This is a genomic window from Streptomyces piniterrae, assembly GCF_005048155.1.
Lineage (GTDB): Bacteria > Actinomycetota > Actinomycetes > Streptomycetales > Streptomycetaceae > Streptomyces > Streptomyces piniterrae.
On sequence record NZ_SUMB01000005.1, the window covers coordinates 314,871 to 337,570 of the forward strand.

At 70.0% G+C, this 22,700-nt stretch carries 15 protein-coding genes; 3 read left to right on the forward strand and 12 right to left on the reverse strand.

The window, feature by feature from the left end:
- Positions 1-2: 2 nt before the first annotated feature.
- From FCH28_RS17695 to FCH28_RS17740, 10 genes are all read right to left on the reverse strand, one after another.
- Positions 3-671: a hypothetical protein gene (locus FCH28_RS17695; protein ID WP_136741004.1), complete on the reverse strand. Its 669-nt coding sequence runs from the start codon at positions 669-671 to the stop codon at positions 3-5.
- 89 nt (positions 672-760) lie between these two features.
- The gene (locus tag FCH28_RS17700; protein ID WP_136741005.1) at positions 761-1,420 is read right to left on the reverse strand and encodes a hypothetical protein; all 660 of its coding nucleotides are present in this window, start codon (positions 1,418-1,420) and stop codon (positions 761-763) included.
- A gap of 431 nt (positions 1,421-1,851) precedes the next feature.
- On the reverse strand, positions 1,852-8,565 hold the full coding sequence (locus FCH28_RS17705) for an eCIS core domain-containing protein (RefSeq protein ID WP_136741006.1): 6,714 nt from the start codon (positions 8,563-8,565) through the stop codon (positions 1,852-1,854).
- Positions 8,562-8,885, reverse strand: coding sequence for a hypothetical protein (locus tag FCH28_RS17710; RefSeq protein ID WP_136741007.1), 324 nt, complete (start codon positions 8,883-8,885; stop codon positions 8,562-8,564). The genes FCH28_RS17705 and FCH28_RS17710 overlap by 4 nt, the downstream gene beginning before the upstream one ends.
- Positions 8,876-10,864 carry an ATP-binding protein gene (locus FCH28_RS17715; RefSeq protein WP_246102942.1) on the reverse strand — a complete coding sequence of 663 codons (1,989 nt, stop codon included), beginning with the start codon at positions 10,862-10,864 and terminating at the stop codon, positions 8,876-8,878. The genes FCH28_RS17710 and FCH28_RS17715 overlap by 10 nt, the downstream gene beginning before the upstream one ends.
- A gap of 5 nt (positions 10,865-10,869) precedes the next feature.
- Complete coding sequence (locus tag FCH28_RS17720) at positions 10,870-11,985, reverse strand: Pvc16 family protein (RefSeq protein ID WP_136741009.1); 1,116 nt, start codon at positions 11,983-11,985, stop codon at positions 10,870-10,872.
- A gap of 4 nt (positions 11,986-11,989) precedes the next feature.
- Positions 11,990-12,787: a hypothetical protein gene (locus FCH28_RS17725; RefSeq protein WP_136741010.1), complete on the reverse strand. Its 798-nt coding sequence runs from the start codon at positions 12,785-12,787 to the stop codon at positions 11,990-11,992.
- Positions 12,780-13,607 (reverse strand): T4 family baseplate hub assembly chaperone, encoded by an 828-nt coding sequence (locus tag FCH28_RS17730; protein ID WP_136741011.1) that lies wholly within the window; start codon positions 13,605-13,607, stop codon positions 12,780-12,782. The genes FCH28_RS17725 and FCH28_RS17730 overlap by 8 nt, the downstream gene beginning before the upstream one ends.
- A gap of 35 nt (positions 13,608-13,642) precedes the next feature.
- Positions 13,643-14,167: a phage tail protein gene (locus FCH28_RS17735; RefSeq protein WP_136741012.1), complete on the reverse strand. Its 525-nt coding sequence runs from the start codon at positions 14,165-14,167 to the stop codon at positions 13,643-13,645.
- Positions 14,168-14,197: 30 nt separating this feature from the next.
- Entirely contained in the window at positions 14,198-16,057 is a 1,860-nt protein-coding gene (locus FCH28_RS17740) for a phage tail sheath family protein (RefSeq protein ID WP_136741013.1), read from the reverse strand.
- Positions 16,058-16,695: 638 nt separating this feature from the next.
- Between FCH28_RS17740 and sucC the strand changes: the two genes are divergently transcribed.
- Together sucC and sucD are read left to right on the forward strand one after the other, a co-directional pair.
- A complete protein-coding gene (gene sucC / locus FCH28_RS17745; protein WP_136741014.1) occupies positions 16,696-17,874 on the forward strand; it encodes an ADP-forming succinate--CoA ligase subunit beta in 1,179 nt (392 codons plus the stop codon).
- A 21-nt stretch (positions 17,875-17,895) separates the two neighbouring features.
- A complete protein-coding gene (gene sucD / locus FCH28_RS17750) occupies positions 17,896-18,780 on the forward strand; it encodes a succinate--CoA ligase subunit alpha (RefSeq protein WP_136741015.1) in 885 nt (294 codons plus the stop codon).
- Positions 18,781-18,901: 121 nt separating this feature from the next.
- Here sucD and FCH28_RS17755 read toward each other — a convergent pair whose 3' ends face one another.
- Positions 18,902-19,876 carry a sigma factor-like helix-turn-helix DNA-binding protein gene (locus FCH28_RS17755; RefSeq protein WP_136741016.1) on the reverse strand — a complete coding sequence of 325 codons (975 nt, stop codon included), beginning with the start codon at positions 19,874-19,876 and terminating at the stop codon, positions 18,902-18,904.
- 167 nt (positions 19,877-20,043) lie between these two features.
- Here FCH28_RS17755 and FCH28_RS17760 point away from each other — a divergent pair, with 167 nt between their 5' ends.
- Complete coding sequence (locus tag FCH28_RS17760; RefSeq protein ID WP_136741017.1) at positions 20,044-21,684, forward strand: cell division protein PerM; 1,641 nt, start codon at positions 20,044-20,046, stop codon at positions 21,682-21,684.
- Positions 21,685-21,720: 36 nt separating this feature from the next.
- Here FCH28_RS17760 and FCH28_RS17765 read toward each other — a convergent pair whose 3' ends face one another.
- A complete protein-coding gene (locus tag FCH28_RS17765; RefSeq protein ID WP_425471948.1) occupies positions 21,721-22,638 on the reverse strand; it encodes a hypothetical protein in 918 nt (305 codons plus the stop codon).
- Between the last annotated feature and the right edge of the window lie 62 nt (positions 22,639-22,700).

Genomic DNA, 22,700 nt, shown 5'->3' on the forward strand with positions numbered 1-22,700 from the left:
TCTCAGATCCCCCTCCCACCAAGCCCAAGCCCCGCAAAACTCCCACCCCGAGCGGCCCGCGCCAACTGCTCCTTCTGCGCCAGGTGCGCGAGATACAACTCGGCCCCGCGATGCCCCGCCGGCAAGTCACTCACGGTCAGGATCTTCATCCCGATACTGAGCGAGGCCCGAATCGGATTCAGGTTCACATCGAACGCCGACTCATTGACCGACAACTCCGTCAGCCGCACGGGCATGACGCGCTTGCTACCCCATGTGAAAAGCGTCAACGGCATCTCAATGGGACTGATCTCAATAGTCCCCTTCTTACTGAGGTGGGAAGCGGCCCGCAGCTGCGCCGTGGTCGGCTGCACGAGCATTTCCAGCACGGCAAGTTGGGGATGGATCCCGTCCGGCGCGGCCACGTCCAGCTGATCGGTGGCGTCGATCTCCGCGGTGAACTTCCACGACTCCTGCGCGGGCCCTTTCAGCCGCAGGGCCTCGTTCCGGTCGCCGCCACTGCCACCTCCGCCGCCGTCCCCCTCACCTCCGGCAGCTTGGGGCGTCACGGAACGCTCCAACGTGTCCGGGTTGAACTGCAGCACGATGATGCGCTGCGGCGTTCCCAGCTCGGGTTCGACGATGACTATGCCGGAGCGTATGGGCTTGGGTATATCGGCGTAGGTAGTCACAGGTCACCTTTCGTCACTGCTTGGCTCAGATGAACGGAAGATTGGAGTAATGAGAGGAGATGGTGCCTGATAATTCGGGGAAGCCTCGACTACAGTTGAATGTATTCCACGCTGTCGCTTTTCAATTTCCAGGCAACAACCTCCCAGTTGTCTTTTGCGGAAAAAGCCCGCCCGCTCCGGTAGCGATTAACGGTGATCCCGGCGGATCCATCCAGTCGGACAAGGTCAATTGTGCGCTCTCCTTTGAAGTTTTCCAGTCGATCGATCACTTCGTCGAGGCTACTGAATACTCCGGCCGTGATTCCGGATTCCTCCGTAAATAGCAGCGTGCGGCCATCTCCCAAGTGCCCTGCCAAGCGAGCGAGGGCCCGCCCTGCGGAATCCGTACTCCGGAATACCGGAATCCCTCCCTTCCCGCCGCCGGATCCTCGTTCGCTGACGTAAATAGTGTTCACGGCCTTGTTGGCACACTCCATGGCTGCGTACGCATCTTCCGCGTCAGGGAGTTTGAACGATTCCGCGACCCTGCCCAGAGTCCGTTCCAAGTATTTAAGGAATAGTGGGATGTTGCGTTCTTCGCTATTTTTTGTCATGGATGCAACTCCGCAGTGATGATTCTCGTCTATTCTGTTGCCGGGTGATGAATTTACCGTTCCGTCATGGGTTTTATTCGCCATCCACCTCCACATCACTTGCGCCGGACGCGCGCAGCAGCCATTCGAGAGTTCCCAGCGAGTACGGATATCCATCTACGGTTACGGTTGTGACGATGCTTTCGGAGTCGGGGAGATCTGCGCTCCACCATCTCCATGCGCGCTCGTCCGGATGCATGAGGGTCGTCCAACTGGAGAGTTTCCAGGGGGACTCTTCGCCCTCCTGCACGCCAGAGACAAGGGTTTTGATCCATGAATAGCGCGTCCGTTTTTTACTAGCCGCTCCACTTGATTGTTCGCCGCTCGCGCAGGCATCCACAAACCATCCTGGGAGAATAGACTCCCATTCTGGCGGGGCAGGCCAGGAATCGCCGTCGCATTCAAGTACAGAATCCAATACCTCCGTGCATTTGCGAAGCACGCTTTCCGACCCGCTGGGGCATTCTGCAGCGACTTGAACCTGGATCGCTTGTGCTTTATTTACGTCTCTCTCTGTTGGGGAGCCGTGGAGGCGAGCCCGCTCATTGTCAGTCATCGTGGATTACTCCACTTCCGTCTTCGATGTTTTCGAAAAGTTCGGCGAAATGCTCCTTTGTTCTCAAGCCGTACTGATCGGGTGCGTCCCTCCTGTCGACGACAAGCGTAGCACCGCTATCGCCCACCTCGCGTTCTGTCAATGACTCGCGGCGGAGTTTTTCTAGATACTCAAATTTGACCTTGAATTCTGTGATGACGTCGTCGGCGTGGCCTTGTTTTTTGCGCTTGCGCAGAAAGTCCTTGGCGCGTCCATACTGGCCAAAGCTGAGGAACAGGGCCCGCTTGGTATTCCTGACCCGGACTGTGCCGTCGGGCTTGATGAAGACTCGCTTGTTTCCTGGACCTTCCACCCGGTAAACCTTCACCGTCGGTCCCTTGATCCTATTGGCCCGGAATTGACGGTAGGCAAGCTTAAGGCGCTTCTGGGTGCGCTGTATCTTTTTTCTCGCCTTGCCGGTGTACTTCTTCCAAGCCGACCTGTTGTTCGGTTTCGGCGTCCGGTCTGGCTTGTTTCCCTTCGCCCTTCCGACATTCTTGGATGTCAGCCGGTCCTCGGTCCCCGATGTTGAGCCCGGAGGCTCCGTTTCCGATGCACGTTCGCCGACGCCTTCGTCTCGTCGCCGGCTCTCGCGGTTTGCGTCCTTCCCTGACCGCTCCTTGCCTTGTTTCTTCTTCTGGCGTGTCGGGCGCGTCGCGGGCGTGGAACCATCCCCGTCGCGCAGCCTGGCAGCTTCTCCTTCGTGCTTCTGCTGCTCCGCCTGCTCTTCCTCGCGGTCGACTTCTTCCGGGCTCTTCGAGGGCGCCTTGTCCTGCAACTCCGGCGGAGTTTCGTCGGACTCGTAGAAATCGTTCGACTTGCGTTCAGGGTTCAGACGGGCAGTGATGTCTCCCTTGTTGATGCCGTGGAGATCGAGTGAAGTCAGTCGATACCACGCACGAAGCCCCTTGAGCGTGCCAGTCATGATCGGCCGATATATGCCCTTTTTGAGGAGTGTCTGGAGCGTCGGCCTGATCCGACTGACGATCTTCTGTAGGCGACTTTCCTTCGACTCTCTGGAATTTTCCTTCTTCTTCCGCTCCTGGCGGGCATTCTTCCTTTGGTCCGCAGCGCGCCTCTTGTTGTCGCGGAACTTTTCGTGCTTCCTCTTGAAGATTTCACGGGATTTTACGGCCGTGTTCTTGAGGGCCTTGCCTACCTTGGACTTGCGGAGTTTCTTGCCGAGGGCCTTGCCGGCGTTGCGGACCTTCTTGAGGGCGGACTTGACCTTGCCCTTGATCTTGTTGAGGGCGCGGCCCAGCGGGGACTTCGGCTTGCGCGGCTTGGCGCGCTTGGGGGCCTCGGTCTCCTTCTTCTTGGACGGCTTGTCGGGCTTCTTGTCCTTCTTGGCGTCTGGGCTGCCCTTGTCGGACTTCTTGTCCGGCCCGTCCTTGTCCGGAGTCCTGTCCTTCTTGCTGTCCGGGGCGTCCTTGTCCTTCGCGCCGTCCTTGTCAGGCTTCTTGGACGGGCCGTCCGTGTCCGGAGTTCTGTCCTTGTTCGGCTTGGTGTCCGGGCTTTCCTTGTCCGGGCGCTTGTTGGGTGAAGTGGTCTCGTCCTTGGTCTTCTTCGCCTCGACCTCGTCCTCGTGCTTCTTCTTGGACGGGTCCGGGGTTTTGCTTGTGGGGCGGCCGGTGGGGTGGGTCTTGGGCTGGTGTTTGGGGTGGGTGCCGCCGGGGGTGCGGTCGGTGGACTTGCCCGGACGGTCGGGGAGACGCGGGCCCTTGGGCTTGGCGGGGCCGGCAGGCTTGCGAAGAGCCTGTGCTGCCTTGCGGGCGGCTGCCTTGGCGGAGTTGACGGCCTTGCCGGCGGCCTTGCGGGCGCCCTTGCCGGTTTTCTTGAGGCCGGCGGTGATTTTCTGGGCTATGCCCTTGAGGCGTTTGCCGACGCCCTTGGTCGCCGAGGACAGGCGGATCATGAGGAAGTTGCTGATGAAGTCCAGGAGGGCGACCACACCGGCCGCCACCGCCTCGGCGAAGAGGCAGGCGGCCGGGCCCGCCTTGACCGCCTTGAGGTAGGCGAAGAACTTGCTGAAGGCCGAGAGGATGGAGCTGATGCTCTGCCAGGCGGCCATCAGGCCCTGGACGATGGTGAGGATTGCGCCCGCCGCGGGAACGATCATCGAGACGAGTTTTTCGATGACGAGTGAGGCGATCATCATCGGGAGGGACGCGATGATCGCGTCCCAGGCCATCTTGCCGATCTGCTTCAAGGACATACAGTCCTTGACCAGGACGTTGATGACGGCCTTGCCGAGGCCCAGGATGCCTTCGACCTTGGCGTCGAACCACTGCTTGACGGCCGTCTTGATGGCGCCCCAGAGGTGTTCCTGGATGCCGGTCTTGGCGGCGCTGCCCGCCTTCTTCAGCCAGCCGCCCGGGTCGGGGGCGATGTCGGCGACCAGGGCCGCGAACTTGCCGAGGGCTTCGATGGCCGCCTGGGCGAATTTGATGGCGGCGGTGATGACGGCCTGGTACGCCTTGATGACCGCCTTGATGGCGAATTCGAGGACGGTGAGGAGGGCGTTGAGGCCCGCCGCCAGGGCGTCGAGGAGGGTGTTGACGGCCTTCTTCAGGCCGTCGGCCAGTTTGTTGACCGTGGCGATGGCCGCGTCGCGCAGGCCCTCGATGGCCTTGCGGAACTTGTCGCGGAGTTCGGGGAAGGCGGCCAGGAGGACGTCGCCGATAGCGATGAGGGCGTCGGCGACGGCGGTGATGGCCTTGATGGCGAGGTCGCGGACCGCGTCGATCGCCTTGTTCGCGAACTCCTTGAATTTGTCGATGACGCTGTTGATGGCTTTGCGGGCGGCGTCGAAGACGGCCGTGACCGCGTCCAGGAGGCCCTTGAAGAAGTCGCCGACCGCGTCGAGGATTTTGCCGAAGAGGCCGCCGGACTCGCCCTTCTTCTCTTCCTTCTTCTTCTTGGCGTCCTTCTCCGCCTGGTCGGCCTTGGTGTCGATGTCCTTGTTGTCGTTGTTCTTGCGGTCATCGACCTCCTTGTCCTTGGCGTCCCGCTCCTTGGTTATCTTCTGGTTGCCGTCCTTGTGCTCCTTGTCCGTGTCCTTGTCGGCCTTCTCGATCTTCTTGTCCTGCTCGTCGCGCCAGTTCTGACGCTCCTTGCCGGTCTGCTCGGCGGCCCGGCCGCGCTCCGCCGTCTGCTGCTCGGCATTGCGCGCGACCTCGTTGTCGATCTCCTGCTGCTTTTCCTGCTTCGACTTCTGCTCGCCCTGCTGGTGTTCCTTTTCCTTGGCGGCCATGTCGGTCTGCGACTGGGCCGCACCGCTCTTGAGTTCGCCGCCGCGTTCCTGCTTGGCGACGATGCCGACGTGCGACTTCGCCGCACCCCCGGCCGACTGCCGGCCGCCACCGCCGCCGCCCGCGCGCCCGGACGCCTTGCCGGTCAGCTGTTCCTTGGGTGCGTTGGGGAAGATCTTGTCCTCGCCCATCGGCTTGGACGCGTCCGCCCGGCCGGTCTCCTGGATCTTGCCCTGCTTGTCCTTGAGCTTCTCCGCCTGCTTGTCCGTACGCTGCGGGTCGCTCTCGCCCTCCAGCTTGATCTTGGGGGCGGGGCCGACCGTCTTGTTGCGGAGTTCGGGATCGGTGGTCGGCACCTTGTCCGCCGCGGCCTCGACGCTCTTGGCGTCGCCCTCCGTCAGCTTGCCGTCCTTGCTGGGCGGCAGCACCGGCGTCTTGACGTTGTCGGTGGGCTTGGCGCCCTGGGCCTTTTCGCTGCCCTTGGCCCGCTGCTTCTCGCCCTGGTCCTCCGGCCCGACCTTCTCCAGCTTTCCGCTGACCGCCGTCTCCGGCGCCTCGGCCTCCGGAGGCGAGGACTGCGTCTGGGGCGCGCCCGAAGGCCGCTCCCGCTTGGGCGGATTGGCCTCCAGGCGCTTCTGCTCCTGGTTGATCTTCTTGTCCGCCGCCCCGTCCACGCCGGGCATGGCGGCCTGCGCCTGGTCGGGCGAGAGCTTGCTGACGGTGCTGAGCGCGGCCTTGGGGTCCTGCCCCGAGACGTCCGGGGGTTCTTCCTTCTTCTCCTCGGAGGCCTGCTCACCGCCGCCGCCCCCACCGCATGAGCCGCCCTTTTCCTCCTTCTCCGCCGCGGGCTCCGGCGGGGCGCAGCCGCCCCCGTCCTTCTCCAGTGAGGCGTCGGGCTGGGCCTTGGCGCCCTCGGGCGCGGGCGCGCCCATCTTCCCGGGGTTCTCGGTCTGTTCGGCCGCCGGACCGACCGCGGCCTGGGCGGGGGAGGGCGCACCGCCGGGGCCCGCCGCGGCCTTGGGCGCGGCGGCGGGTTCGGTGTCGCCGACCGTGCCACTGGGCGCCGCCCCCGGCCCGGCCTCCTTGGGCACCGCGCTCTTGGGCGCCGGCGCCTCGCGCTCACCACGTACGGGCCCCACGGCACGTCGTACGGCAGGTGAGGGGTGCCGGTCCTGGGCGGACGTCTTCTCGGTGTGTGCACCGGCCGGCGGCGCGAGCGAAGCGGCCGCCGGACCAGGACCGGGACCGGCGGAAGCCCCCGAGCCAGCGGCACCGGCCGGTTTCTCCGTCGCCGCGCCCTCCGGCTGGCCCTTGGCCTCCTTCTTCTCCTCGTGCTCGTCCTGGTCCTTCTTCTCCTGCTGCTCGTCCTGGGCTTCCTTGGCGTCCGGTGCCTCTTCGCCGTCGCCCGACTTCTCGTCCCGCTCCGCGTCCTTGTCGGCGGCGTCCTGCTTGGCGGCCTTGGCGCCGTCCTCGTCCTGGTCCTGCTGCTGCTCGGGGTCCTTCTTCTCCTCGGCCTCCTGCTCCGGCTCCGGCTTGTCCTCGTTCTCCGGGTCGGGGCCGACCTCCTGCTCGACCGGCTTCTCCGGCTGGAGGTCCTTCTCGCTGCGGTCGGGCGCCTCGGCCGCCGGGCCGTGCTCGGGCTGCGGGGCCTCGCCCTCGACGGGCCCGCGCTCCTCGCCCGGCGCCTTGGCCTCGGCCTCCGGCGCGTCCTCGTCCTCTTCCTCGTCGGCGTCGTTCTCCCGGTCCTTCTGGATCTTCTCCGCCTTGGTGGGCGGGGGAGCGGGGAAGGACGGCATGGAGGCCGCGGGGTTCTCCGCCGTCGGTACGGAGGAGAGGTCGGGGTCACTGTCCGGCAGGTAGTCCTCGGGCTTCAGCTCCGCCTCGCCCTTGCCCGCGCCGCCGCCCCGCTTGTCCTCCTCGCCGCCGTGGACCTCCTTGTCCGCGCCGGCCTCCAGCCCGATCGGCTGCTCTTCCTCGCGCGGCTCGCCCTCGTCCTCGTCCTTCTCGTGCAGACCGTGCTCGGACAGGGCGCTGTCACGCTGCTCGGCCCGTTCGTCTACCTTCTCCGGACGGACCGGCCCCTGCTGCTCCTTCTTTTTCTTGTCGAGCTCTTCCTGCTTGGATCCGTTCGCGGGCTTCTTCTCGTCGTCCTTGCGCTTGCGCTTGTCGGCCCCCGGCCGGTTCGCCTGCTCGGGGTCCTGCTCCTCGCGCTCACGCTGCTCCTTGCGCTCCTCCTTGGTGCGCTCGGCGCCCTCCTGCCCCTCCTGGGCCTTCTCCGCGTCGGCCTGGTCCGCCTTCTCGCGTTCCTCGCCCTGCTTCTCCTCTTCCTGCTGCTGTTCCTTCTTGGAGTCGGCGAGCTCCTCGGCCCGCTCGTCCTCCTTCGCCTTCCGCTCGCCGGCTTCCTTCTCCTCCGCCGAGGCGTCCCGCTGTGCCCGGGACTGTTCCTTCTCGCGCTCGCCGTCCCGGCCCTTGGCGTCCTTCTTCTCCTCGGCGGCGTCCTCGTCCCGCGCCTCCTGGGACTTCTTCTCGCCCTCGCTACGGCCCGCCTCCGCCGCCCGCTCGTCCTGGAGCAGATCGATCACGTCCGGGACCGGCTCCGGCGCGTTCGAGGGCCCCAGACCGAGCGGCCCTAGCTCTGCCGCGTCCGTCAGATCCAGCAGCCGCTCGTACTCCGGCGAGAGCAGCCGCACCTCCAGCCGGTCCAGCACCGAGTCCCGCAACTCGGGCCCCATGCGGGCGAGTTGCATGCGTACGCGGCCCGACACGTCGGCCGGGTCGCCCCGCAGCGAGCGCAGCACCCCGTTCGCCAGCCGGTCCACCAGCGTCGCGGGGTCCACCTTCTCCATACGCGCACGGTCCGCGTCGACCGTCGCGTACCGCAGCCAGCCCGGCGTGGCCTGCCCCTCCTCGACCTCCGCCGCCGGCTCCTCGGGGCGTACGGACCCCCGCAGCGCCCCCAGCACCGAAGCCTGCGCCGCCGACTCCGCCTCCCGCTCGATCGACTCCTGGGGGAGGCTGACCGAGCCCAGGTCGCGGCCCGCCCGCAGAGCGCCGAGCCCATGCGGGTTCTGGACGGTGTGGAGGAGTTCATGGGCCAGCAGACGCTGCCCGTCGGCCGTGCCCGGCCGGAACGCACCCTCGCGGAAGAAGATGTCCTGGCCGACGGCGAAGGCATCGGCGCCCATCATCTCCGCCAGCCGGCCGGAGTCGCGGTCGGTGTGCAGGCGGACCTGGCTGAAGTCGTGGCCGAGCTGTTCTTCCAGTTCGCGGCGGACGCCGAGGTCGAGCGGCTGGCCGGCGCCGCTGACGATGTCCTTCGGTTCCGGGGTGCGGGACTTGGCGGAACGTTCCTTGCGCTTGCGGCGCTTGTCGTTGGCCGCCGAACGAGCGTCCTGAGCGGTCTGTGAGGTACTCATCGCACCTCCCCGCGTCCTGTCAGCCCCGCGTGCACCGCGCGCGCCAGTGCCTCACCGAGCCTTGTGGGGGAGGCGGTGGAGGGCAGGGGCGGGAGGCCGGACAGTCCGTCCAGCGCCACGTCCGTCGTACCGTCCGCCGCCATTGGCACCCCGCGCTCGTGGACGAGCCGGGCCAGCTCGCGTTCGAAGGACGCCGTCACGCGGTCCGGGTCCACGCGCGCGTCGAAACCGTCCAGCACCAGTTCCCCGATGTCGATACGGAAGGACTGCGGTGCGGACTCCGTCCCGGGGCCGGGTTTCCCGGCTTCGCTCAGACCCATCCTTGGACCTCCGACGGCGTCAAGGAGCGTTCCAGCTTCAGGTATTCGGTACGGGCGGCCGCCAGCATGTGGCGCATCTGGAGGCGGTCGCCCTCTTCCGCGGCGAGGAAGGCGCCCGAGAGGGCGATGTTGCGGATCGACCCCCCGGCGACGGTGAGTTGGGCGAGGAGGGAAGGCTCGATGCCCTTCATGGGGGCTTGGGCGGGGAGGACGCGGCGCCAGATCTCGGCGCGCTCCTTCTCCCCCGGGAAGGGGAAGTCGACGACGAAGCGGATGCGGCGCATGAACGCCGAGTCCAGGGCCTTCTTCATGTTGGTGGTCAGGACGGCGAGGCCCCGGTACGCCTCCATGCGCATCAGGAGGTAGCTGACCTCCAGGTTGGCGTAGCGGTCGTGGCTGTCCTTGACCTCGCTGCGCTTCCCGAAGAGCGCGTCCGCCTCGTCGAAGAGGAGCAGCGCACCGCCCCGCTCCGCGGCGTCGAAGACCCGGCTCAGGTTCTTCTCGGTCTCGCCGATGTATTTGCTGACGACCTGGGAGAGATCGATGATGAAGAGGTCCAGGCCGAGTTCCTTGGCCATGACCTCGGCGGCCAGGGTCTTGCCGGTGCCGGATCCGCCCGCGAACAACGCCGTCACGCCGAGACCGCTGCGCAGCGCCTTCGCGAAGCCCCAGTCCTGGTAGACGGTGCTGCGCTGCCGTACGTGCGCGACGATCTCCTGGAGGATGCGTAACTGCCGGTCGGCGAGGACGAGGTCGTCCCAGCCGGCGCGCGGTTCGATACGGCGGCCCAGCTCGTCCAGGCCCATCCGGGCCTCGGTGAGGCCGGCCTGCCAGGCCAGCTCGGCGGCGTCCAGGGGTGCGGACGAGGTGGGAAGGTCGCGGCGTACGGCGGCGGCCGCGGACCGTACGACATGCGGCGGGAGCTGGAACTGGGCCACCAGGGACTGGAGATGACGTTCCGTCACTTCTGGTACGTCGGCGAACGCGGTCGTCCACAGTCCGAGCTGCTCCTCGTCGGAGAGCTTCGGGACGGTGACCCGCTCGCCGCGCGGCTGGGCGGTCTGCCGCGGGTCCGGGCTGGAGACGACGAGGGGTACGGCGGCTCCCGCGATGAACGCGTCGGCCGCGGCGTGCTGGTCCCGGTCCATCTCCCCGACCTCGACGAGGAGAGCGGCGGGAAGGAGGATCGCCTCCCGTTGCCAGAGCCGGGCCAGCCGGTCGCGTTCGGCGGCGTCGGTCGGTATGTCGTCGGCGGCCATGGAGTACAGCCCGAGGCCCGAGCGGCGGGCGGCGGTGGCGGCGATGTCGGCGCGGCTGCGCAGATCGCCGTCGACCAGCTCGACGCGGAGCGGCGCGTCCGGGCCGGAGCCCGCCCAGCCCGCGGCGACCCGGTCGGCGGCCAGGTCGTAGGAGGGGGGAAGCGCCCCGGGGGCGGTGGTGCGGCGCAGCAGTCCGTGCAGCTTGGCGTCCAGGTACGGCGAGCCGACCAGGAAGTGCAGGATCCGTTCGTCCAGCCGGAGGCGGGTGGTGGTGAGACGGGTCTCGTCGTCCAGGTCGAGCAGCCGCCAGCGGCGCAGCGGGGCGACGGGGGTGAGCGCGCTCCAGTGCGGGTCGCCGAGGGCGGCCAGCGCGAGGGAGAAGGTGGGGTACGCGCGCTCGGGGTCGCCGCTCGCCGCGGCGCACCGGGACGCGGTGGTGGGGTCCAGCTCGGCCGCGGCGGCGAGCAGCACGATGTCCCGCTCGAAGTCGCTCAGGCCGAAGCAGGAGACGAGGGTTTCGAGGGTGGGGGGCGAGCCGGCGGAGGTGGGGGGATGTTCAGGGGGCTGGTCGGCTGACTGGTCGGTGGGCTGGTCGGTGGACTGGTCGGGCGTACGGGTTGCTCGGGCGGCGTGGGTGTCGAGGCGTGCGAGGACGGCCGCCAGGGCGGCGGTCAGTGCCTGGCCGTCCGCCGTCCGCTCGTCCCCCGTGAAGGCGTTCACCCCGCTCAGCCCTCCTTGTCGGCAACGGAGTCGGAGGCGGCGCCGGCGCCGGATGATGAGCCGGAGTCCGCGCTCTTGGCCGGCGTCTCCGGCCGGGCGGACGATTCCCTCTTGGCCGGCGTCTCCCGTTTGACAGGTGCCTCCCGTTTGACCGGTGCCTCCCGTTTGGTGGGCGCCTTCCTGGCGGCCCGGCCGCCGCCGACGCCGGCCGCGGCCTTACGCGCCGCCTGCGTCGACGCCCCGCCGCCGCTACGCCCGGACCGCGCCCCGCCTCCCGCCTTACGCCCCGGGGCCCTGGCCCTGTCCGCCTTGGCTGAGTCCCCCTTGGCTGAGTCCCCCTTGGCACCTTCGGACCTGGCACCTTCGGACTCGGCATCTGAGGCAGCCGTTCCGCCTTCCGAGGATGTCCCTCCCCCGGGCGCCCCCACCGGCCGCGGCGGCACCGCGGGTATCGGCGGCACCGCCGCCGCACCTCGCCCCTCCGCAGCCCCCGGCGGCACCGGTGCCCCCGGCACCCCGAAGGGCAGCACCTTCACATCGGGCTTGTGCACCGGCTTCGCCGGGACCGGCTTCTGGTGCCCGTCCAGCAGCACCAACGACGCCTGGTACACCACCGACAGCGAGTACGGAGTGTTGTGGAGCATGCCCCACAGCTTCGACGTCTCGTCGACGTCCATCTGGGTCGGCGTGAAGCGGACCCGCTGGAGCGACTCGGCGAGATCGCTGCCCTCCAGGTGCGGACGTTGCGCCGCCTCCTCGATCAACTCCTTGGGCAGCACCGGTATTTCGTGCAGGGTGCGGACGACGCTGCCGATCAGCCGCTGCCCGACCAGCTCCGTCTCCTCGCCGTACGCGCTGATGACGTAGTGCAGATCGATCGCCGCGGCCGGCCGCTTGAGCAGTGTGCCGTCGGAGGCGCGGGTGACCAGGTCGTTGTTGCGCATCGAGGGGTTGTGGGTGACCTGGTAGAGGAAGACCGTGATCGTCGGGTCGGTCGGCGGATCGGCCGGCGGCTTACGGGTCTCCACCGAGACGGCCATATCGATCTCGGGGTGCAGATTGTGCTCGATCAGCAGCGCAAGGGCCTGGGTGACCGTCGCGACGGCGAGTGCGTTACTCATGACGTCAGTTCCTCTTCTCGTCGCGGGAGAGGTAGTCCGCAAGGCTCAGCGCGGGGCCGGGCCGTACCGTCCGCTCGGGGCGGGTCGCGGCCGTGCGGTCCGGGCCGCCCGCCGCGGTGACCTCCAGCCGGCCGATCTGTACGTGCACCACACGCTCGGCCGGGCGCCCGCCGCGGCGGCCCGAAGCGGCCTGCCGGGCGGCGGTACGCGCCGCCGTCTCGTGGGAACGCGGCTGCAGGGGAGTGGCGGGCGACGCGGTGGCGGTGGCCCGGTCGGCCCGGGGGCCGGTGCGGGGCCCGGGCGCCCGTCCGGCCGTACCGTCGTCGCCCGGCGAGGCCGCGGTCCGCCGACCGGTCCGTACGCCCTCGGTGCCGGAGCCGGGACGGGCCGGCGGGGCGGGCGACGCCGCCGGACGCAGCAGCGGCGCGTCCGGCCGCCGGGATCCGTCCGGCGCGTCCGAGGCGTCCCGCACGGCGGGCCCGGTGCGCAGGACGGTCTCCCGCTCCGTTGTGCGCACCTCGCGCTCGATAGGTGAGAAAGGTCCGTCGGGCAGCCGGAGTTGGGGAGCTGGCGGGGCGAGCAGCGCGGGCACTGCGGCCTCGTCGTCGAAGGTGTCCCGCGCACCGCGCAGCGCCTCGATCCGCTCGAAGGGCCCCGGCAGCCGGGGCCGTACCCGCGCTGGACGTCCTCCGCCGCCGCCGTCCGGGCCGCCCGCTGGCGTGCCGGGCGGCAGCGGCCCGGCCGCGGACGCCGGCGCATGCCGGGCCAGCAGCCGGTCGAAGTAGTCGGGCAGGTCAGGCATCTGCGCACAACTCCAGGTAGTAGCGGCGCCGTTGCGGGCTGAGTGCCAGGATCTCCGGCTCGCTCCAGCCGTACGCGGTGGCGAGCAGATGGACGTCGAGGAGCACGTCCCTGGCCCAGGCGTCCAGTTCGGTCCACAGGTAGGCGGCGATGTCCAGCTCGGCCGGGGTGGCCTCGCCGCATTCGGGGCAGGCGATGTTGAGGGTGACGTCGGCGGCCGGGTCGGCCAGTTCCGCCTCCTCGGCGAGACGCCTGCGGAGCTTCTCGGGGAGGAAGCGGGGGAGCCGGTCCGAGGGGACCGGCTCCCCGGCGCGTACGGCCGAGACGGTGCAGCGGGTGAGCAGCAGGTCCCGGGGGTCCGGAGGGTCGAGGGCGGCCGCGGGATCGGCGGCGGCGCGGGCGACCGCCGCGAGATCGGCGACGGTCGGCAGCCGGAACTCGATCTCCCAGCCGTCCTCCGCCAGCCGCAGCGGACCGTCCGGTACACCATCAGGACCCGACGGGCCATCAGGACCCGACGGGCCATCAGCCCCGGCCGGCCCCTCGGGACCCTCCGCCCCGAACCGCGACGCGTCGAGGTCGAACTCCATCGCCTCGCCGCACGCCGCGCATTCGACCCGCACCTGCATCCGCTCGCCGAACAGCACGCGGCGCAGCGCGAACAGGTCGGTCGCGCGGCGGCCGAGGGGCATCGACAGCAGCGTGTCGGTGCCGGCCTCCGGACGGGCGGCACGGTGCAGCAGCAGGGCGCGCCCGGGTGCGTCCCGGTCCAGCCCCGCTTCCCAGGTGGCCAGCAGCTCGGCGGGCCCCGTCAGCGCCATCCCTCACCCCCCGTTCCGCGTCCCCCTTCCCCTGGTCAGGCCGGGTGGGTGAACGAGGGCTCCTCAGGCTCGGGCACCTCGTAGTCCCGCTCCCAGCCCTCGCATTCCAGCTTCAGGCTCTGGATGGCGACGGCGTTGGCGTTGGCGTCCATCTCGCCCAGGACCTGGTACTCGCTCGGCCAGGACCGGTAGATCTTGTGCGAGACGGCGACCTGACCGGCCTCGTTGAGGACCTGGATGACGATGTCCTTGCGGAAGTCGGCCAGCGAGACCTCCGAGCCGAGGCCGGCGCCGACCTGCCAGACCTTGTTGGCCCAGCGGTCGAACTCCGGGTCGTGGGTGACCCCGCGCTCCAGGGTGATCCCCTCGAACTCGGAGCGGCCCGGGGACTTGCGGGGGGAGCTGGGGTCGCCGCCGTGCCGGTGCTTGACGACCTCGGTGGTGCGCTTCAGCGGGCTGATCTTGCTGACGCCCGCGACCGTACGGCCGTCCCACAGGACCAGGAACTTGAAGTTCTTGTACGGGTCGAAGCGATGGGCGTTGATCTGGAACTCAGCCATCGGATTCCTTCACGTCTCCTTTCCTGCACGTCACTGGACGTCGAACTGGCCGGCCATCTGCTGGATCTTGACGATCACGAACTCGGCGGGCTTCACGGGTGCGATGCCGACGACGACATTCACGATCCCGTTGTCGATGTCCTCGGCGGTGGTGGTGTCCTTGTCGCACTTGACGAAGTACGCCTGGCGCGGGGTGCCGCCCTTGAAGGCGCCCTTCTCGAAGAGGGTGTGCAGATACGCGGAGGCGTTGAGCCGGATCTGCTGCCAGAGCTGTTCGTTGTTGGGCTCGAAGACGACCCACTGCAGGCCGCGCAGCAGGCTCTCCTCGATGTGCAGCGCCAGCCGCCGCACCGGTACGTACTTCCACTCGCTGTCGAGCGCGTCCGCGCCCTCCAGGGTGCGGGCGCCCCAGACCAGCGGGCCGACCACCGGGAAGGTGCGCAGGGAGTTGATGCCCAGCGGGTTGAGGAGTCCGTTCTCGCGGTCGGTGAGCTTGACCGTGAGGGAGTGCACCCCGGCCAGCCGGGCCTCGGTGCCCGCCGGCGCCTTCCACACCCCGCGCTCGCTGTCCGTACGGGCGAAGACGCCCGCGATGGCGCCGGACGGCGGGAAGGAGCGCAGCCGCCCTGTGAGCGGGTCGGTGAGCTGGAGGTGCGGGAAGTACAGGGCGGAGTGGTTTCCGCGCACCGGGTCGAAGGCGGCGATGCCGGCGCGGGCCGCGTCCACACTGCCCCAGGCGGCGGGCGCGTCGGCGAGCAGGAAGATCCGCCGCTCCCGGCACAGCCGCTCGGCCGCCGAGAGCACCGTGATCATGTCGTCGGTGGACTCGTACGAGGCGAGCTCGGGCAGGGAGAGCAGATTGACGTCGTCGACGTCGCGCAGTGCCTGGAGGCCGCTCTTGCGGGACTCGCTGCCGATGATGTCGCGCGGGCCTGGCGGGTCGCCGTCCTCGCCGCCGCAGAGCGGGAAGACAGGCGGGTTCACGGACGCTTCGAGGCCCAGGTCGTTGGCGCATTCGCCGACGAAGCGCACCACGTCGCCGGGGTCGGTGGACCCGGCGACGACCTGGATGCGGCGGCCGAACGCGGTGACCTCGACGCCCGCGAAGGCGTGCTTGCCGGGGGCGTCGGGGAGCGCGCGCAGCTTGTGCTCCAGGAGCAGCGCCAGCTCGGTGACGTTGCAGGGCGGTTCGCCGTCGCAGTCCGGGTCGTAGAGGGTGAACTCGCGCTCCACCTCGCCGATCTTGACGGTGAGGTCGACGTTCAGATCGGGGAGTTCGTGGTGGAACGCCTTGGAGACGGTGCCGGACGGGTCCGGGCGGCCCTCGCCGACGACCTGCACGCGGATCAGAGACGAGCCCGCGTTGATCACCGTTTCGGCGTAGCGGCCGTGTCCGGGGTCCATCGACAGACCGGAGTACGCCTCGCGGGCGGTGCCGCGGGCGTCCAGGACCTGGAGGTTGAAGGTTTCGTCCGGACACGGGGTGTCGTGGTCGACGGCCACCCGGAGGTGGGAGCCCCAGACGCCGGGCTCCTTGGCGTGCACTTCGAGGACGGGGCACTGGCTGTGGCCCTCGGTGGACTCCAGGGTGACGCAGGCGGCCTTGCCGCTGCCGGCCTTGGCGACCCGGACGATGACGGCGACGGTGCCGCCGTTGCCGAAGAACTGGTGGACGGCGTAGCCGACCGGGCTCTGCGAGGTCAGGCCGCCGAAGCGGCGCTCGAAGTCGGCGAAGCTGGTGATCCGTACGGGCTGGTTGAGCGGGCCGCGCCGGGTGTGTCCGACGAAGGCGGTCACGGATGTCGTAACGGTGGTGATGCTGCGGATGCTGCTGGGAAGCTCTTCGACATAAACGCCGGGGTAGCCCCGATTGGCAGTATGTGTCGGCATTCCCCCTCCAATCCCTTCAGGCACCGAGTGCGAGGACACCAAGAAATCGAGAAAGCCGGGAGGGGGGCGGGAAGAAGGGGGAGGGGTGGCGGGTGCGGAAGAGCCCACGGCCGGCCTGTGCCCACGGTCGCGCATCCCCCCGCCAACCCATCAAGTTCCCCCGTCTGCACCCGGTGCGGGACGGTCTGTCGACCGGCCTGCACGGGACCAAGCCCGAAGCTTGTGACTCCTGATGCGTATGTATGCGTAAGTGCTCAACGCAGTCTCCGCTGCGGGGAGTTGGAGGGTCAAGGGGCCTTTCAGGACACCTTGGGCAGGTGTACGAGAAGGACCCCTCGCCCGCCATGCGACACCTGAGGTGATGCCGCCATCAGGGCATCGTCGAAATCAGGCCACGCGTTGATCCACTCGGTTGATGATCGAAAAATCTGTGACCGTAATCACCGCCGGAGTGTGATCTGCGATTTAGGGACCTCGGTGCTGCGGCGATAACCTGCCGGACGGACATGCCGCGTACCGGACTCCGTGCTACGCCTCCCCTGTGACAGCGCCGTCACGTTGCCCTTCGCGGCACGCCCATCGCAAAGAACGAACCGCGATTACTACGGCGATTCTGAGTAGACAAGGGACGGACGCGCGTGGACCTGTTCGAGTACCAGGCGAGGGACCTCTTCGCCAAGCACGGTGTACCGGTGCTGGCCGGTGAAGTCATCGACACGCCTGAGGCGGCGCGCGAGGCGACCCAGCGGCTGGGCGGCAAGTCGGTCGTCAAGGCCCAGGTGAAGGTCGGTGGCCGCGGCAAGGCCGGCGGCGTGAAGCTGGCCGCGACCCCGGACGAGGCGGTCGCCCGTGCGACCGACATCCTCGGCATGGACATCAAGGGCCACACGGTCCACAAGGTGATGATCGCCGAGACCGCTCCGGAGATCGCCGAGGAGTACTACGTCTCGTACCTCCTCGACCGCACCAACCGCACCTTCCTGGCCATGGCCTCCGTCGCGGGCGGCATGGACATCGAGGAGGTCGCGGAGAAGACCCCCGAGAAGCTCGCCAAGATCCCGGTGGACGCCAACGAGGGCGTCTCCAAGGAGAAGGCCCAGGAGATCGTCGCCGCGGCGAAGTTCCCGGCCGAGGTCGCCGACCAGGTCGCCGACATCCTCGTCACGCTGTGGAAGACCTTCATCGCCGAGGACGCGCTCCTCGTCGAGGTCAACCCGCTGGCCAAGGTCGCGAGCGGCGACGTGCTCGCCCTCGACGGCAAGGTCTCGCTCGACGAGAACGCCGAGTTCCGCCAGCCGGAGCACGAGGCGCTGGAGGACAAGGACGCGGCTAACCCGCTCGAAGCCGCGGCCAAGGCCAAGGGCCTCAACTACGTCAAGCTCGACGGCGAGGTCGGCATCATCGGCAACGGCGCGGGTCTCGTCATGAGCACCCTGGACGTCGTCGCCTACGCCGGCGAGAACCACGGCAACGTCAAGCCCGCCAACTTCCTCGACATCGGTGGCGGCGCCTCCGCCGAGGTCATGGCGAACGGCCTGGAGATCATCCTGGGCGACCCGGACGTCAAGTCCGTGTTCGTCAACGTCTTCGGTGGCATCACCGCCTGCGACGAGGTCGCCAACGGCATCGTCCAGGCCCTGGAGCTGCTCAAGTCCAAGGGCGAGAACGTCACCAAGCCCCTGGTCGTGCGCCTCGACGGCAACAACGCGGAGCTGGGTCGCCAGATCCTGAGCGACGCCAACCACCCGCTCGTTCAGCGTGTGGACACCATGGACGGCGCGGCCGACAAGGCCGCCGAGCTCGCGGCTGCGAAGTAAGGGACGAGGGACTCCAACACCATGGCTATCTTCCTCACCAAGGACAGCAAGGTCATCGTCCAGGGGATGACCGGCGCCACCGGCATGAAGCACACCAAGCTGATGCTCGGTGACGGCACCAACATCGTCGGCGGTGTGAACCCGCGCAAGGCCGGCACCAGCGTCGACTTCGACGGCACCGAGGTCCCGGTCTTCGGCTCCGTCGCCGAGGCGATCGAGAAGACGGGCGCCAACGTCTCCGTCCTCTTCGTCCCGCCGGCCTTCGCCAAGGCCGCCGTCGTCGAGGCGATCGACGCCGAGATCCCCCTCGCCGTCGTCATCACCGAGGGCATCGCGGTCCACGACTCCGCCGCCTTCTGGGCGTACGCGAAGTCCAAGGGCAACAAGACCCGCATCATCGGCCCGAACTGCCCCGGCCTCATCACGCCGGGCCAGTCCAACGCCGGCATCATCCCGGGCGACATCACCAAGCCCGGCCGCATCGGTCTGGTGTCGAAGTCCGGCACGCTGACCTACCAGATGATGTACGAGCTGCGTGACATCGGCTTCTCGTCGGCCGTCGGCATCGGTGGCGACCCGGTCATCGGCACCACGCACATCGACGCCCTCGAGGCGTTCGAGGCGGACCCCGACACCGACCTGATCGTGATGATCGGTGAGATCGGCGGCGACGCCGAGGAGCGTGCGGCCGACTACATCAAGGCCAACGTCACCAAGCCGGTCGTCGGCTACGTCGCGGGCTTCACCGCGCCCGAGGGCAAGACCATGGGCCACGCCGGCGCCATCGTCTCCGGCTCCTCCGGCACCGCCCAGGCGAAGAAGGAGGCCCTCGAGGCCGCCGGCGTCAAGGTCGGCAAGACCCCGTCGGAGACCGCCCGCCTGGCGCGCGACCTCCTCAAGGGCTGACCGCACGTTCGGCCAGTCGGATCAGCCGGATCCGTCCGGTGTCGTTCGGCCGCGGGCCCGTAACCCCTGGTGGGTACGGGCCAGCGGCCGTTCTCGACCCATCGGAAAGCTCCTTGTCCCGCTACGGGAAATCCGGCGTGAGGCGGGCTTCCGGGGGCTGGGTGAGCTGCGGTGTGGGCGCGGGGGGCGAGGCGTCCGTGCCCGGGTGACCGTTCGTCGGCCCGGTGCCGTCGTCCGGCGCGGCCGCGCCCCCGAGTTCGGCGCGCGCCCCGGGGGAGGCGGTCGCGCCGTGCTTCCCCGGTGGCGGGGTGCGGCTCTCGGGCGCGGTGAGCAGCGCGACCGCGGTCGCCGCCACGACCAGGCCGGTCAGCCCGAGCGCCGCGCGGGTGGTCCACCGGGTGCCGCGCTCGCTGGCGGTCCGTACGGAGCGCGGGGGCGGCGGCGCCACCGGGTGCGCGGCGGCCAGTCGGGCGAGCCCGTCGTGCAGGATCTCGCCCTTGCGGGCCGGCGGCTGTGCGTCCAGCCCCAGCTCGGGCAGGCGCAGCGCGACCGTCTCGCGCGCATGGGCCAGCCGCCGGCCCGCCGCCGGCGTACTCGCCTCCAGTTCGGCCGCGGTCTCGCCGAGGCCGAGCCCGAGCCCGTCGTGCAGCAGCAGCGTCCGGCGGTACGGGGCGGGCAGCCCCAACAGTGTGTCGAGGAGGGCGCGGTCGGCGGGGGCTGTGGGCGCCGGGGCGGGTGCCGTGGGCGTGGGTCTTGGCGAGTCCCGCTCCCAGGGCCGCAGTCGGTGCCACGGCGACAGCGCCTCCTCGTAGGTGGCCGCCCGCACCCAGGCCGCCGGGTCCGGGGCCCGCGCCACCTCCGGCCACTGCCGCCAGGCCAGCTGGAACGCCCGCTCGACGGCCTGCTGCGCGCGCCGGGGCCGCCCGGTGAGCAGATACGCCTGCCGGGTCAGCGTGGCGGCGTGCCGGTCGTAGAGGGCGTCGAAGGCGGCGGTGGGGTCCGGAAGGGCGGGCTCCGCCGGCTCGCCTGACGGGGAGTCAGCGGCCGGGGCGGGTACCGGATGCGGACGGTGCTTTCGCTTCTTGCCCTGCGTCATCTCTGCTTCTCCACGGCGAGGCGATGGGGCACCTCCCGTGCCGTTCGGGCGCGAGAGGGGTCGGGCGCTCCGGACCAGTGTGAAAACCCGGATAAGCGCATTGCGCGCGACACGTCGGACAGTCGCCCATACATGGACGGAACGGGTGTTATTGGCAGCATGGCGCTGTGAGCCAATTGACTGATCGTGGCCCGACGCTCTCCTCGCACGACCGCGGAGCCGCCCAGCCCTCCGCCGCGACCGGCGCCGCCTTCCTCGGCGGCGTGCTGGCGGCCTGCCTCGGCCTCGGGGCGTTCGCGGTCGCCGTCCTGCTGATCTGGGTCGCCTCGCTCTACCCGGACGGCTCCCCGACCCCCGCCCTCCAGCTCTCCGCCGACCTGTGGCTGCTCGCGCACGGCGGCGGCCTCGTACGGAACGCGACGCCGTCCGGCACACCGGCCCCGGTCGAGGTGACCCCGATGCTGTTCGTCGCGCTCCCCGTCTGGCTGCTGTACCGGGTCACCCGGCACACCCTGGCGACATCGGCCCGCCGCTTCGACCCCGCCGACCGGACGGCGAACGGACCGGAATCCACGGTGTCGCCCGGCCTGGCCCCGCGCCCGCTCCTCGGGGCTCTCCTGACCGGATATCTGCTGGTCGCGGGCTGCGCGGTGCTCTACACCGCGACCGGCCCGGTGGCCGCCGCGCCGCTCAGCGCCGTGCTGTGCGTGACGGGCACCGCGACCGCGACCGTGACCGTCACGGCCTGGCGCATCCTCGGCCCCACGGGAGCCGACCTGCTGCCGCCCTCGGTCCGCAGGCTGCTCACCGACTACCGGCACACGGCCCGCCGCGCCCTCCAAGGCGCCCCGCCCGCCGTCGTGCTCCGGGCCGCGGCCGCCGCCACCCTCGCCCTGCTCGCCAGCGGCGCGCTGCTCCTCCTGCTCGCCCTCGGCCTGCACGCCGGCGAGGCCCTGCGGGACCTCCGCCACCTCGCACCGGACTGGGCGGGCTGCTGCACGGTGGTGCTGCTGTGCCTCGCGCTGCTCCCCAACGCGGCCGTCTGGGGGGCCGCGTACGGGCTGGGGCCGGGCTTCACGGTCGGCGCGGGCAGCGCGGTCGGGCCCCTGGGCACGTCCGGCCATCCGGCGCTGCCCCACTTCCCGCTGCTCACCGGCCTGCCGGACGCGGGCACCGGCCGCCCGCTGACCTGGGCGGTGGCCGCCGCGCCGGTCCTGGCCGGGGTACTGCTCGCCCGGTACGCGGCCAGGCCCCGGGACACGCACGGGACATGGCGGACCACCGCCGCCGTGGCCGGTTTGGGAGCCGGCGCCTGCGGCGCGGCGATGGCGACCCTCGCATGCTTCTCCGGCGGCGCGCTCGGCAACGGAGCCCTCGCCGACTTCGGCCCCAACTGGTGGCTCACGGGCCTCGCGGCGGCCGGCTGGACGGCCCTGACCGGCGTCCCCGTGGCACTCGTCCTGCGGGCCGTCCACCGGCGCACCAATCGCACCGCCGAGACACCGGAGGCCCGCCGCGGCCGGTCCGTACTCCCACAGGGCCGCCGGAAGCCGGTGGGGGAGGGGGCGCGGCCGGGGCAGGCCGCACCGGCGGAGACCGCAGGGCAGGCCGGGCACGCCGAGACCGTGGCGCAGGCCGGCCGCGCGGAGACCGGGCGGCGGAGCGCGGCGCCCGCCGGGGCCGTACGGAGGACCTCGCCCGCCGCGCCGGTACGGACCGCCGCGCCCTGGACCGAGCCGCGGCCCCCGGCGGACGGCGCACCGCAACCCGGAGTCCCGAGCGCACCCGACGAGCCCGACGCCGCCTGAGCCAGGGCGGGGCGGCAGCCGCTCCCCTGCGCTCGGCTACTCCTGAGTGCTCAGCAGCGGGCGCAGCTGCTTGGGCAGCAGGTTCTCGCAGGACTTGCTGGCCTGCTGGGTCAGGGCGTCGTCCACGCAGGTGAAGTAGTCGCGGTAGACGATCTGCAGGGTGAAGGTCGCGGCGACCATCATCAGCGCCAGCGTGGCGGTCACCAGGCCCGCGATGGCCGCGGTCGTCTGCGGCCGGGTGGAGTACGCCGAGGACGGGGCGCCCGGCGCGGCGCCGGTCGGGGCGGGGCGGCCCTCCATCGCGGCGGTCGTCGCCTCCGCGGTCGCCTTCGCGGAACTCGGCTTGGCGCGCAGCGAGCTGATGCTCCAGTAGACCGCCAGCGCGGCCAGCAGCAGCGCGACCTCGGGCAGGCTGAAGAGCACGAAGAAGAACGACCACATGCCGCCGAGCAGGGCGTAGCGCGCGCGGCGCTGTGCCGGGTCGGTGGGGTCCCAGCGCGGGTTGCCAGGGCCGCCGGGCCCGCCCTGGCCGCCGCCCTGCTGTCCGCGGCCGCCCGGCCGGGTGCCGAAACCGCCGCTCTGGCGGCCCGGCTGGCGGCTGCTCCACTGGCTGCCCCAGGCCGGGGTCGGCTCGTCCTGCGGGGCCTGGTCCTGGTCGCCGTTCCGCCCCTGGTCGTGCGGGGCGGGGTGGCGCGGCCGCCACTCCTGGTCGGGGGCGTCGGCCGGTGGCGGCGCGAAGGGGTTGTCCGACTCGGGGGAGGACGCACCGTCGGCCCCGTTGGACTCTCCGGACTCCGGGGAAGGGGAGTCCGCGGACGAGGACGACGGCGATGACGACGACTTGCGCTCACGCGGCAGCAGGACCATCCCGGGGGCGGTCACGGGTTGTGGGTACCTCCCAGCGATAGTCGCGGGAGGGAGGAGGAGGGCCGCGCGGCGGCGTCGGACCGGCATCTGGAGTGTGTCTTCCCCTTGTCTTGGCCGCCCTTCCGGCCGGTGGGCCAGGCGGTCGATCA

Bases quoted from the DNA above. Each gene is read 5' to 3' on its own strand.
- FCH28_RS17700 (WP_136741005.1), bottom strand. From the start codon at position 1,420: ATGGATATCCGTACTCGCTGGGAACTCTCGAATGGCTGCTGCGCGCGT.
- FCH28_RS17705 (WP_136741006.1), bottom strand. From the start codon at position 8,565: ATGAGTACCTCACAGACCGCTCAGGACGCTCGTTCGGCGGCCAACGAC.
- FCH28_RS17710 (WP_136741007.1), bottom strand. From the start codon at position 8,885: ATGGGTCTGAGCGAAGCCGGGAAACCCGGCCCCGGGACGGAGTCCGCA.
- FCH28_RS17720 (WP_136741009.1), bottom strand. From the start codon at position 11,985: ATGAGTAACGCACTCGCCGTCGCGACGGTCACCCAGGCCCTTGCGCTG.
- FCH28_RS17725 (WP_136741010.1), bottom strand. From the start codon at position 12,787: ATGCCTGACCTGCCCGACTACTTCGACCGGCTGCTGGCCCGGCATGCG.
- FCH28_RS17730 (WP_136741011.1), bottom strand. From the start codon at position 13,607: ATGGCGCTGACGGGGCCCGCCGAGCTGCTGGCCACCTGGGAAGCGGGG.
- FCH28_RS17735 (WP_136741012.1), bottom strand. From the start codon at position 14,167: ATGGCTGAGTTCCAGATCAACGCCCATCGCTTCGACCCGTACAAGAAC.
- FCH28_RS17740 (WP_136741013.1), bottom strand. From the start codon at position 16,057: ATGCCGACACATACTGCCAATCGGGGCTACCCCGGCGTTTATGTCGAA.
- sucD (WP_136741015.1), top strand. From the start codon at position 17,896: ATGGCTATCTTCCTCACCAAGGACAGCAAGGTCATCGTCCAGGGGATG.
- FCH28_RS17755 (WP_136741016.1), bottom strand. From the start codon at position 19,876: ATGACGCAGGGCAAGAAGCGAAAGCACCGTCCGCATCCGGTACCCGCC.
- FCH28_RS17765 (WP_425471948.1), bottom strand. From the start codon at position 22,638: ATGCCGGTCCGACGCCGCCGCGCGGCCCTCCTCCTCCCTCCCGCGACT.